The 12,673-nt window shown below is 44.4% G+C and carries 12 protein-coding genes; 5 read left to right on the top strand and 7 right to left on the bottom strand.

What is annotated here, in order from left to right; translation table 11 throughout:
- The first annotated feature begins 30 nt into the window (after window positions 1-30).
- The 5 genes from J7I42_RS21750 to J7I42_RS21730 all read left to right on the top strand — a co-directional run bounded on the left by J7I42_RS21750 (window position 31) and on the right by J7I42_RS21730 (window position 3,621).
- Window positions 31-612, top strand: a complete 582-nt coding sequence (locus J7I42_RS21750; RefSeq protein WP_209140980.1) for an RNA polymerase sigma factor — start codon at window positions 31-33, stop codon at window positions 610-612.
- 286 nt (window positions 613-898) lie between these two features.
- Entirely contained in the window at window positions 899-1,189 is a 291-nt protein-coding gene (locus J7I42_RS21745; protein ID WP_209140979.1) for a hypothetical protein, read from the top strand.
- A gap of 75 nt (window positions 1,190-1,264) precedes the next feature.
- A complete protein-coding gene (locus tag J7I42_RS21740; RefSeq protein WP_209140978.1) occupies window positions 1,265-1,759 on the top strand; it encodes a DUF3347 domain-containing protein in 495 nt (164 codons plus the stop codon).
- 756 nt (window positions 1,760-2,515) lie between these two features.
- Window positions 2,516-3,097 (top strand): Crp/Fnr family transcriptional regulator, encoded by a 582-nt coding sequence (locus J7I42_RS21735; RefSeq protein ID WP_209140977.1) that lies wholly within the window; start codon window positions 2,516-2,518, stop codon window positions 3,095-3,097.
- A 59-nt stretch (window positions 3,098-3,156) separates the two neighbouring features.
- The gene (locus J7I42_RS21730; protein WP_209140976.1) at window positions 3,157-3,621 is read left to right on the top strand and encodes a hypothetical protein; all 465 of its coding nucleotides are present in this window, start codon (window positions 3,157-3,159) and stop codon (window positions 3,619-3,621) included.
- A 180-nt stretch (window positions 3,622-3,801) separates the two neighbouring features.
- Here the strand turns inward: J7I42_RS21730 and J7I42_RS21725 are convergent, their stop codons facing one another.
- The 7 genes from J7I42_RS21725 to kdpF all read right to left on the bottom strand — a co-directional run bounded on the left by J7I42_RS21725 (window position 3,802) and on the right by kdpF (window position 12,615).
- A complete protein-coding gene (locus tag J7I42_RS21725; RefSeq protein ID WP_209140975.1) occupies window positions 3,802-5,502 on the bottom strand; it encodes a sensor histidine kinase in 1,701 nt (566 codons plus the stop codon).
- Window positions 5,502-6,635: a sensor histidine kinase KdpD gene (locus tag J7I42_RS21720; protein ID WP_209140974.1), complete on the bottom strand. Its 1,134-nt coding sequence runs from the start codon at window positions 6,633-6,635 to the stop codon at window positions 5,502-5,504. The genes J7I42_RS21725 and J7I42_RS21720 overlap by 1 nt, the downstream gene beginning before the upstream one ends.
- 8 nt (window positions 6,636-6,643) lie before the next feature.
- Complete coding sequence (locus J7I42_RS21715; protein WP_209140973.1) at window positions 6,644-7,732, bottom strand: porin; 1,089 nt, start codon at window positions 7,730-7,732, stop codon at window positions 6,644-6,646.
- 251 nt (window positions 7,733-7,983) lie between these two features.
- Window positions 7,984-8,553 (bottom strand): K(+)-transporting ATPase subunit C, encoded by a 570-nt coding sequence (locus J7I42_RS21710; RefSeq protein ID WP_209140972.1) that lies wholly within the window; start codon window positions 8,551-8,553, stop codon window positions 7,984-7,986.
- A gap of 19 nt (window positions 8,554-8,572) precedes the next feature.
- The gene (gene kdpB / locus J7I42_RS21705; RefSeq protein ID WP_209140971.1) at window positions 8,573-10,663 is read right to left on the bottom strand and encodes a potassium-transporting ATPase subunit KdpB; all 2,091 of its coding nucleotides are present in this window, start codon (window positions 10,661-10,663) and stop codon (window positions 8,573-8,575) included.
- Window positions 10,664-10,676: 13 nt separating this feature from the next.
- Window positions 10,677-12,392, bottom strand: coding sequence for a potassium-transporting ATPase subunit KdpA (gene kdpA, locus J7I42_RS21700; protein ID WP_209140970.1), 1,716 nt, complete (start codon window positions 12,390-12,392; stop codon window positions 10,677-10,679).
- 142 nt (window positions 12,393-12,534) lie between these two features.
- Window positions 12,535-12,615, bottom strand: a complete 81-nt coding sequence (gene kdpF / locus J7I42_RS35710; RefSeq protein WP_014220321.1) for a K(+)-transporting ATPase subunit F — start codon at window positions 12,613-12,615, stop codon at window positions 12,535-12,537.
- Window positions 12,616-12,673 lie beyond the last annotated feature (58 nt).

Genomic DNA, 12,673 nt, shown 5'->3' with positions numbered 1-12,673 from the left:
TTAAATTACGCATTAAAGCAACCGCCTAACTTGTCAGATAGCACTTCAACACCATCCCTTCTTTACAGATTTTCTGAAGGAGATCCTGCAGCGTTGGGAGAACTGTCAGACATGTTCTCGCCCGCCCTGTTGGGGTTTGCTACCCGTTTATTGAGTGAGCCATTTCTGGCGCGCGATATTGTACAGGATGTGTACATCAAATTGTGGGAGAAAAGAACGGAAGCTTTTGATTCGCTGGAAGGGATAAAAAAGTATCTTTTTGTTGCTACCCGCAATGCCTGCTTCAACCAGAATGAAAAATACCGCGTTCGCCATGGCCAGGCCATTGTCGCCAACGACACGGATGCCGATGAGGCCATGCGCAAACTCATCCTATCGGAATACATGGGCCTTATTTATCAGATAGTATCGGCCATGCCGGAAAAATTACAGCAGGTCTTTTATCTCAGTTTTGAAGATGGCCTACAACCGGAAGAAATTGCCGAACGGCTCAACATCCCCAAACAAACCATTAAAAACCGGAAAGTGGAAGTTTACAAGGCGCTGCGCGATGGATTGAAACATTATAAAGTGGCCATTCCACTGTTGTTAAAGATGCTTTTCCCCCACTAAAAAGCTTTTTTCAAAAAAAGGCTGCTTTTCCAGGTACGCTAAACCTGTTCGCCTGTTGTATTATAAAATAGTTATTTCTGGAAGCGAACGATCAATATATAGAAGATGGTTTTCAATTGGTTAATATCATCTATCAATTGAAAGAAGGCATGCCTGTTATGGGAGAAGAACAGCAACTGCTAAACAACTGGCTCCGGAAATCGGAAGCCAACCAATTACTCTTCACTCTCCGCGAGCTACCAATATCACCGATCTGCCAAAATTCTTTTTAGATTACCCAACAGCGTTGGTAAACAGTGCCAGCACCATTTCATCGCTCTGGCAGTATTCAGATGTCCAGGTGCGCAAGGCCGATTATATCAAATTGCGCAACATCGTACTGTCGTACAATGTGAACAATGCCATCACCCGTAAGTTGAAAATGACTGGCATCAGATTGTCTGCCCAGGCGAACAACCTTTGGTACTGGAGCGCCGCCGGTGACGATATTGATCCGGAAACATACAGCATCAACAGCCGCACCAGAGCCGTGCAGATCCCGAAATCATTTGTATTTGCATTAAAGGTTAATTTCTAAACTGTATTTATGAAGAAGATTGTATGGTTGAGATGGGAATTATGCTGATCTCAAAAACCACCAGCATTAAATAATATGAAGTACTTCTTAATTACCCTTATTTCGTATGCGCTTTTGAGTAGCTTTGTAAGCCCCCATTTTGGAACGCCCGGCAAAGTAACCGGCTCTTACCTGTTGTTAAAAGACAGGCTAATTGTATCTGATTCCATGGCGGCCTCAGGCCATGCGCTTACCTTAAGCCAGGAGTTGGAAAAAATGAAGCTGTCTAAAAAGCAATTCAAACCAACGGATACCATTGAAAAGGTGCAGGCGGCTGCTGTTCAACTGGCAAAGGCTATTTCAGCCACACATAACATCAATAAGCAACGCGCTTATTTCGCTGAATTGTCAACGAGAGTATGGGTGCTGTTGGAAAAGGAGAAAAAACCAGCATATCCCCTGTACAAACAGGTTTGTCCCATGACCGGCGTTAGCTGGATCAGTAAAGACTCGGCTATTAAGAACCCCTATTACCCCAAAAATATGTTGACCTGCGGTAAGGTTACCGCCGTTATTGGAGCTACCAATTAATTCGCAGTAGGTATTGGACGCTAAGTCAACAACAGGTCCCCACTTCGGTGCGGGGCTTTTTTTTATTTAAACCAAAAGGTTTTTCTTGTTTTATTACCATCCTTTCAAAGAACTACCGTATACGAATACAAAACTACCCATTATCTTCATACGACAGCTCCATCCTGTGACGGCCTTCGGAAAACGGTGGGACGGGCTTCGGAAAACAGTGGGACGTTTGGTAATTTCTCCACTGAAATCTCAATTTAAGCGTGACGGTTCAGCAGAAAACGGTGGGACGAATGGTCGAAATCCTGTGACGGTTTTTATTTCCTTCGCTTTGCCTTCACTGATCCTTCTCTGTTCCTCCACAGATCCTTCACTTTGGGTATACTGGTGCCGAGGTATCAATGAAGTACTAGTGAGATAGCATTATATAGCTATCGAGATATAGTAAATATCCGTTACATATGCTACCAAGCTGCCGGCAGGATAGCACCCGAATGGCACTGGATATGGGGGTTCAGTGCGGGTTTAGTGCGGGTTCAGTGCGGGTTTTAGGCGTGAAATGGCTATCCGGAGTGAATCTGACTGGAACTATTAGCCTATTATTATATTAGTTAATACCCTGCTTCGCACCTGAAGAAAGCACCACACACAAGAAAACAACTGAAAGCCCAAAGCCTGAAAACTGAAGAATTCCCGGTGTTCCCGGTTTTTAGCCTTTTATCACGAAACAACAACCAAAAGCGGGTAAACACTGTTGATAAGCACGTTATGGAGACCTTTTTTAATAATCTTACAAGATTTAAAGCACTTTCAGAACGCGGCCAGGCCATGCTCCTGCCTTTGTTTACCCGGCTCGAGTATAAAAAAGGCGAAACATTGATCCGCTGCGGAAAACCCTGCCAGAGTTTGTATCTAATTGAACAGGGGTATTGCCGCGCTTTCAATATCCAGGACGGACTGGAAGTTAATATAAATTTTTATTTCGAGTACGAAACGATGACCCACAAGAACAGCTACGTGTTCAATACGCCGGCCGATTTTGCAGTGGTGGCCTGCGAACCTATGATCGTGCACCGTGTTGATAAACCAGAACTGCTGGAAGCGACCAGGTTATGCCCTGAATTGGAGGAGGCCGGGAAAAAGAACCTGGAGCTTATTGCCGCCAAACAGGAACGGCAAATGCAACTATTCAGGATCCTGACAGCCAAGGGCCGTTATGAGTTTTTAGAGCAGCATGACCCCGAATTATTACAACGGGTGTCTATTTCGCAACTGGCCTCTTACCTGGGGGTTAAACGCGAAACTTTAAGCCGCATCCGCAACAAAAGAATGCGGTCGGCTACTTTGTGATCTTTATCACGGGTACAGATCCCTTATCCCGACTTACTTTGTTGTAAAGTTAGCAGCATATGATACCTCATTCCGTTTACCAGATCTTTCTTATTCTTCATTTAACCGCATTCGCCGTATTTACCGGTACGCTGATCGCCAATCTGATCAACAGCAATCAACTCTGGTTGTATAGCGACAAAGACCCTGCCATTACAAAAGCCTTATTCAATACCATCGGCAAATATAACACCATAATGGGCCTTTGCCTGGGGGTGGCTTTGTTGATGGGTATAGCCATGATGAGCCAGATGCATAAGGTATATGGACCGCAATTGTGGTTCCGTATCAAGATCGGACTGTTAGTACTGCTTTTGGTGGTAAGGGTCCTCTATTCCAGAAACCTGGGTCAGCTTAAGAAAGGGATCAACAATGATATAAAGATCTCTTTTGCAGAAGTTCGGAAAAAGTTCTCTCTTTTTCAATTGCTTACCATCTTTATAATTGGAGGCATTATTATTTTAAGTGTATTCAGGTTCAATTAAGATTCGAAAGACCTGTAAGGTTTGCCATAGGGTCTTGCACTTACAGTGAGCTTAAGCGAACCCCGATGTATCGGGGCAGGCTCCGACAGGTTCTTGTTTCGAAAAGCCTAAATTTGACCTGTCAGGTGGACTTGACTTTCTAAATATTCAAGAGATTAAAGTCCTCCTTACAGGTCCAATTCATGCCACTTTAAATCGGCAAAAGAAATAGCTGCCTTTACCAACGGTTGACTCCACCCCTATTTCACCTTCCATAGCATCGGCAAAGTCCTTACTGATAGCCAGTCCTAACCCCGTGCCCTTTTTCTCATGAATACCGGGCACGCGGTAAAAGCGATCGAAGACCTTTTGCTGAAGTGAAACGTCAATGCCTATACCAAAATCCTGCACACCTATTTCAATATGACCCGAATCATGCAAACCTGCTTTTACCGTTATATGATCGTTCTGCGCGGAATAGCGAATGGCGTTGGTGAGGAAGTTATTGATGATCCAAACGGCTTTTTCTGCATCGGCCTTTACCGCTGGCAAATACTCACTGAGCTGCTGTTTTATCTGAATATTCTTTTCCCGAGCTGCATTTTGTACAGCAGCCAGCGCCTTGCTGACTATATCGTTCACAGGAACCGCTTGCAAATTTAATTTGATCTTCCCGCTTTCCACCTGCGACAGATCGAGTAATTCACTTAAGATGCGCAACAGGCGCTGATTATCGTCTTTCAGGCTTTGCACAAGTTCTTTTTGTTCCGTGGTCAGGTGCCCTATTCTTTCATCTTCCAGTAAACGTAAACTAAAGTCGGAGGACGCCAGCGGCGTTTTTAATTCATGGGAGATAGTGGCAATAAAATTGGTCTTCGCCACATCCAGTTCTTTATAAGGCGTGATGTTCTTTAAAATAAGCACATGCCCCATTGTTTCCTGGTCCTGTTCTATATCTATTTGTTCTTTGGTAAAGTAATTCTCTTTATTGTTCACTACTATCTTAAACGGCATCCCGTTTTCTTCTTTGGTCAGGAACCGGAACAGGTCGTTGCGTTTTTGAATATCGGCCTGTGCATGCCCCACCGCATCTGCTTCTTTTAAATTCAACAACTGCAGGGCCTGCTGATTGGCGAATAAAACCGTACCATTTTTATCGATACCAATGCTGGCATCCTTTAGTGAATTGATCACCGTTTCTGCCCGCTTCTTCTCAAACAGGATCTTCGCCAGGTTGCTGTGTTCATAGGCATCCAGCTGCTGGGCCATATCGTTAAACGCTTTGGCCAGGTCGCCAAACTCATCATCCCGCTGCAGGTGAATACGCTGGCTATAGTTTTTATTGGCAATAGCTTTTATCCCTTCCGTTAGTTTTATAATAGGATTGGCGATCAGTCCGGGGAAATTTACAATGAACGTAAACCCGATAAGGATACAAAAAGAAATGATCAGGGGAATGATCACCTTGGCATTTTCAATTTCCTTTTGTGATTGAATATTCTTGGCATTGATGGCATCCAGGTTGATCTGAATAATACGACTGATACTCTTTTGCAGCGCCAATTGCAGCGGCAATGAATCATCGTGTAACAGAAAGGTATTATAATCCCGGTGCAGGGTATGGGTAATAGCTGATTCGCCTTGTTCGGTAACATTGGTTTCCTGCGCCGCCAGGTTCTCTTCGAATACCTTCCGCGCCATATCCCGTTCTTTTTCCCAGGCATTCAGCGCATCGAGCATTTTGTGGCCATACTCCACACTTTTATTATTATCCTTCAGTACATCCTGCGACTCCAGACTGATCTTATTAAAATAATAGAAACCCACGCCGCCTACCAGCAGCAAAAGCAGGAACAGAAACCCTACACCCAGGGCTAGTTTTGTTTTTAGCTTTAATGCCATTACGATAATATAATGATATCAATATCCTTTTCTGAAAGGGTTTTTAGCAATTGGTTGAATAAGCTTGTCCTCAAAATTACCTGAAATAAATTCAAATGTGGTTTTCCTATACAAATCGTGGTGATCTTTTTATCAATAGCGGTTTGAATGATCTCGTTTGCAACCTGTTTGCTTTTTACCTGCAGCACTTCAGCCCCCAGTTCGGTGGCCAGTTTCAGGTTATTGATCAAATGCCGTTGCGCGGCCAGAGGGATTTTATCCAGCTCCTCCTGGGGTGTTTGTACGTATAAAACAAACCAGTCGGCATTGTAATACGATGCCAGCCGGCCGGTTTTACGAATAATTCGTTGCGCCGCTCCATGGGAAGAGGAGATACAGGCCAGGAAACGCTCATGCTGCCAGGTCTTGTTCTTCGTAACGGTATAGTCAACTTTTCTTTCTACCTGACCAGCCACTTCTTTCAGCGCCAGCTCCCGCAACTGCAGGATCTTTTCAGGTTGAAAGAAATTTGTAAGCGCCTGTTGCACTTTATTGTGATCATAGATCTTTCCTTCCTGTAACCGCGTGATCAGTTCCTGGGCCGTTAGGTCGATGTTCACTACTTCATCGGCCATTTGCAATAACTTATCCGGCACTCTTTCTTTTACTTCTACGCCGGTTATTTGTTTTACGTCTTCATTGATGCTTTCAATATGTTGAATATTCACTGCGGTGATCACATCGATACCGGCTTCCAGGATGTCTACCACATCCTGCCAGCGTTTTTCATTTTTACTACCCGGGATATTGCTGTGCGCCAGTTCATCAACGATCACCACCTCGGGATGTAATAACAATACGGCCTGTACATCCAGTTCATCCAACTGTTTACCCTTGTAAAAGACCTGTCGCCGCGGGATCAGCGGCAAACCTTCTACCAGTGCATGCGTTTCCTTGCGGTTATGCGTTTCTACATAACCCACTTTTACATGTACATTTTTACGAAGCAGGTCATGCGCTTCCTGTAGCATCCGGTAGGTTTTGCCTACGCCAGCGCTCATGCCTATGTATATCTTCAGCTTTCCCCGTGCCGACTGATTGGCCAGGTCGAGGTAACGCTGAACCTGTTCATCTTTATTGTTAGAAACACTCATATGCTATTTTAAAAATTGACGGCTACCGAAAAAGTAATTGCGGTATTAACGCCGGTAGGACTTTCATCAGCTTTCAAAAAAATATCATCCTTGCTGTTTAACATCCGTCCTTCCAAACGCAGCGCTATATTCTTTATGGGTATGTAATCAACGTTGGCTGAATACCCCCAGGTTTTAAAACCGTTTGGGGTGCCGGTATTGATAATAACACCATGCTCGTCGCTATAATATTCACCACGTACAGCAAACGCCCAATGATCAACCGGGGCATACTGCAAAATAGCTACCGGCGTATACCAGGTGTGGAGCTCGCTACCGCCTTTTTCAGCCTGTTCCTGACCAATGTCAAAACCGAGGGTCAATCCGAATTTATCGCTCAGCTCAACTACTCCATATAAGTTATGAAAATATCGCCAAAGCCTTGTACTATCTGGTTTATCTGTTCCTAAAAAGGTACTGTAATTCAGCACCACCTTATCCGTTGGCCTGAATTGTACCTGGGTTCCCCAACTCATTAATGAATTGCCATTCACTCGTTGTATGCGTTGCCAGCCATTCAACGCCATGGCACTGAATAACCATTTGTTGTTATTTGTAATGTACGTAAGTTTGGCGCCGCTTTCGTAATAGGGCGAATTATCAGCTGCCAGACTTCTTGTTAGCGCCCAGCAATCTTTACTCACCGCACTTTCAAAACCAAGATGTGACGACATGATCCCCATATCAAGCCAGAAATTCCTGGTGCGACTTAGCTTAAATCCCACATTGGCTTCGTAAATATTTTTTAAAACACCTGGCTCAGCAGCATAGTTTGCGTTCATATACGTTCCAACGCCCAGTGCAATATTTGCTCTTATGCGATCGGCGGTGTAATTAGCTTTAATAAAAGCAAGATTTATATTAAATTCATTGCTGCGGTTATGACTGTAGATAAATCCCGGGCGGTTGTTATCTTTTGGTTTAGAAAGATCATAACTATAATAAGCTTCAGCATATCCGCTAACAGTTACCTTCCCTTTATACTCATTGAGCGTAGTATCCTGCGCCATTCCGGTGGCAGCACTTAATATTGCTACATATGATAAAATGTATTTCATCCGTTGTTTAATTGTGTGGATACCGAAGTAGGAAGTACGAAGTAGGAAGAACAAGGCTCGCGATTATTCCAGCCTATCACCTCACACTTCATACTTCTTATTTCTTACCTCACACTTCATACTTCTTATTTCTTACCTCTTACTTCTTATTTCTTACCTCTTACTTCTTATTTCTTACTTCTTATTTCTTACTTCTTATTTCTTACTTCTTACCTCTTACCTCTTATTTCTTATTTCTTACCTCTTACTTCTTACCTCCTACTTCCAATCTCATCCAAAGCTACATTCAATTTCAGCACATTTATTTTGGATGGGCCCAAAATACCCAACAATGGTTTTTCAATATGTTCATCAACCAGTGCTTTTACCTTATCAGCCGTCATGCCTCGTGTTTCCGCCACACGTTTTACTTGTATATAAGCTGATTCGGGTGAAAGATCAGGATCAAGGCCACTACCCGACGCCGTTACCATTTCAGCTGGGATGTCTTCTTTTTTAACACCCGGGTTATGCACCAGGAATGAATCGATGCGGTCCTGCACTGTTTTTAAATAATCAGGATTGGAAGGGCCTTTGTTGGAACCCGCTGAACCGGCAGCGTTATAATCCACTGCTGAAGGGCGGCCCCAGAAATATTTATCCGCGGTGAATTTTTGTCCAATCTTTTCATAACCTACTACCCTTCCATGAGCCACTACCGTTTCACCTTTACCACCACCGGGGGTGAGTTTACCCACCATGGAAATCAACGCAGGAAACACCAACGAACAAATAACAACCAGGACAAGGGTGAGTTTTATTGAGATCAGAAAATTTTTCATTGTAACACTTTTTTAAAAATTACATAAATAACCCCAGCAACATATCAATAAGTTTGATACCAATAAACGGTACCACCACGCCACCTACGCCATAGATCAACAGGTTCCTGCGCAACAGCGCACTGGCGCCAATTGGTTTATAAGCAACACCCTTTAATGCCAGGGGGATCAGCATGGGAATAATAATAGCATTGAAAATAATGGCCGACAAGATAGCTGACTCGGGACTTTTCAAACCCATGACATTCAAATGCTGCAGGGCAGGAATAGAAGCGATAAACAAAGCCGGGACAATGGCGAAATATTTCGCCACGTCATTGGCAATGGAAAAGGTAGTTAATGTACCCCGGGTGATCAGCAATTGTTTACCGATCTCCACTACCTCTATCAGTTTGGTAGGGTCGTTATCCAGGTCAACCATGTTACCGGCTTCTTTCGCGGCCTGTGTACCACTGTTCATTGCAACGCCTACATCGGCCTGTGCCAGTGCCGGTGCATCGTTTGTACCATCCCCCATCATAGCCACCAGTTTACCGCTTGCCTGTTCCTTGCGGATATAATTCATTTTATCTTCCGGTTTTGCTTCGGCGATAAAATCATCAACCCCGGCTTTTTCAGCAATGTATTTTGCGGTTAAAGGATTATCACCAGTAACCATTACGGTCTTTACGCCCATTTTGCGCAGGCGTTCAAAGCGTTCCTGAATACCCGGTTTGATGATATCCTGTAATTCGATCACCCCTTTTATTACATTATCTACCGCTACTACCAGCGGCGTACCGCCATCACCGGAGATCTTTTTTACTTTGTCTTCCACTTCCAGCGGCATTCCATTGCCCGCTTTCATGGCCAGGTTACGGATTGCATCAAAGGCGCCTTTACGGATCTTTGTTCCATTGGGCAGGTCAACCCCACTACTCCTGGTTTCTGCAGTGAATTTTATAAAGGTGAGCGGTGCAGTCTGCACAGCCAGTTTCTGGTGACGGAATTGATCGAGCGTCAAATTGGGGTTCGCCTGTTTGGCAGCTAACTCAACAATTGATTTTCCTTCGGGTGTATCATCGGCGAGTGAGCTGTATACGACCAGGTCAATAAACTCACTTTCTTCCACATTCCGGGCCGGATAAAAATGCGTTGCCTTTCTATTACCAATAGTAATGGTACCTGTTTTATCTAACAGCAGCACATCCACGTCACCGGCCGTTTCAACGGCTTTACCACTTTTTGAAATTACATTTGCGCGTAATGCCCGGTCCATCCCCGCAATACCAATGGCGGATAATAACCCGCCGATGGTAGTGGGAATCAAACACACAAACAATGAGATAAATGCAGCAATAGTAATCGGTGTATTGGCATAATCGGCAAATGGCTTCAGCGTTACGCACACAATAATAAAGATGAGCGTAAATGCAGCGAGCAGAATGGTCAATGCAATTTCATTGGGCGTTTTCTGCCGGCTGGCGCCTTCTACCAGGGCGATCATTTTATCGAGGAATGTTTCGCCCGGTTGTGTGGTCACCTGCACCACAATACGGTCGCTCAGTACTTTGGTACCACCGGTCACTGATGATTTATCACCACCGGCTTCCCTGATCACCGGGGCCGATTCACCGGTAATGGCCGATTCATCGATGGTAGCAATACCTTCAATGATCTCGCCATCCATCGGGATCACATCGCCTGTTTCACAAACAAACCGGTCGTTCAACCGAAGGTGTGAAGAAGGCACTACTTTTATTTCTTTTACAAAAATATCACCAGGCGATACTACCAGTTTAGCCGGTGTTTCCTCCCTTGTTTTACGCAAGCTCTCGGCTTGCGCCTTGCCTCTTGCTTCGGCCAGTGCTTCCGCAAAATTGGCAAACAGCACGGTAATAAAGAGAATGGCAAATACTACCACATTATACCACAAAGCTCCTTGCGTTGTATCATGCGTTGCCAGTTGATAGATCACCACCGCCAACATTACAATGGTACCAAGCTCTACCGTGAACATCACCGGGTTCTTTACCATTAACCGGGGACTCAATTTTATAAAGGATTGTTTGATGGCGGTATTCACCAGTGCAGGGTCAAACAATTTTATTTCGCGTTTTCTTTTTGACATGATCTGTTCTGAATTATTGTAATGAGAAATATTCTGCTATCGGGCCCAGGGCCAACGCCGGGAAGAAAGACAGGGCATTCACGATAACGATAACAGCAAAGGTCATAGCGCCGAAGGTGAATGAATCGGTACGTAAGGTACCGGGCGATTCGGGAATGAATTTTTTATTGGCCAGCAAACCAGCGATGGCAATGGGACCAATGATGGGGATAAACCTGGCCAGTATCAATACAATTCCGGTGCTTACATTCCAAAATATATTGTTATCGCCCAACCCTTCAAAACCACTGCCGTTATTGGCATTCGAAGAAGTGAACTCGTATAACATTTCTGAGAATCCGTGATACGACGGGTTGTTCAACCAGGCCGAAGGTTTGACTGCCCAGGCCACATCGGGATGATGCGTAACCAGATAAGCGGCCATTGCGGCACCGCCTTTTACCAGGATAGCCGAGAGCAACCATACCATAGAGGCGATCTTGATCTCTCTTGCTTCTACCTTGTGCCCCATAAATTCGGGTGTACGGCCTACCATTAATCCGGAGATAAAAACGGCTATAATGATGTAGATGTAATAATTCAATATCCCCACGCCACAACCGCCATAAAAGGCATTGATCATCATGGCCAGTAATTGCATGAGCCCCGAAACAGCCATGGAACTATCATGCATGGAGTTTACCGAACCGGTTGAAATAACAGTGGTAATAATACTCCAGTAACCCGACAGAGCCGGACCAAAACGCACTTCCTTCCCTTCCATAGCACCGGTTGCCTGGGTAACACCCAATTTGGCAATGGCAGGGTTACCATGTATTTCCGTAACAATGGTTGGAATGAGCAGACATAACATCCCTACTGTCATTACACCAAATATTACATACGCAAACTTTTTACGGTTTATGTAAAAACCCATGGCAAAGATCATGGCAATCGGAATAATCACCTGCAGGATCAGTTCCAGCATACCGGTAAAGTAAGTAGGGTTTTCCAGGGGGTGGGCCGAGTTGGCACCAAACCAGCCACCACCGTTAGTACCGAGGTGTTTGATGGCAATAAAACCAGCAGCCGGGCCGCGTGAAACCTGTACTGAATCGCCCTGCAACGTAACAATACTGTCTTTTCCATCATAGCTGGTTGGCGTACCATTAAACGCCAGCAGTATAGCACCTACAAAACAGATCGGCAACAAAATACGGGTGGTGGTTTTAACCAGCAGATTCCAGAAGTTACCCAGGTTATTGGTAGTTTTTTCCTTTATACCGTTAAATAAGGCTACCAGAGCAGCTATACCAGTGGCAGCGCTTACAAACTGTAAAAAGGCCAGCACAAACAACTGGGTAAAATAAGTTACCCCTGTTTCACCGGAATAGTGCTGCAGGTTACAGTTTACCAAAAAGCTAATGGCAGTGTTAAAAGCCAGGTCGGGCGTTTGCGCCGGGTTGCCATCGGGGTTCAGGGGCAATTTATCCTGGAAAAGCAGCGCAAAAAATGCATATACAAACCACAGCAGGTTAATGCTGAGCATTGCCTTCAGGAATTGTTTCCAGTCCATGCTGGCGTTGGGGTTAATACCGGATACCCGGAAAATGACCCGTTCCACCGGGTTCATAAAATCGGTAATGGTGCGCTCTCCTTTAAATACTTTGGCAATGTATTTTCCTAATGGGAAAGCCAGTAGTACTGTTATTAAGAAGGTTAGGATTACACCAAGAATTTCTGTATTCATAACTGCAATTTGTGAGGGGTGAGTGGTGAGTGGTGAGTGGGCTCGCCAAATTCCAGAAATCCGAACATTCGCGAACTCGCAGATATTACAGATGTCTAAAAAACCGGAAACCCACTCACAACTGACAACTCACAACTGACTACTAAAATTTTTCAGGTTTAATTAATACATACAACAGGTAACCAAAAACCAGAATTGATAAAATGAATAATGCGTTGATCATAGATTTATATTTTTTCAAAAAAGTCGATTGATCTATAAAACAGGTAAAAACAAACGAG

The sequence above is a fragment of the Niastella soli genome (assembly GCF_017742245.1).
Taxonomy (GTDB): Bacteria; Bacteroidota; Bacteroidia; order Chitinophagales; family Chitinophagaceae; genus Niastella; species Niastella soli.
This window is presented reverse-complemented; position numbering and strand designations above follow the sequence as displayed.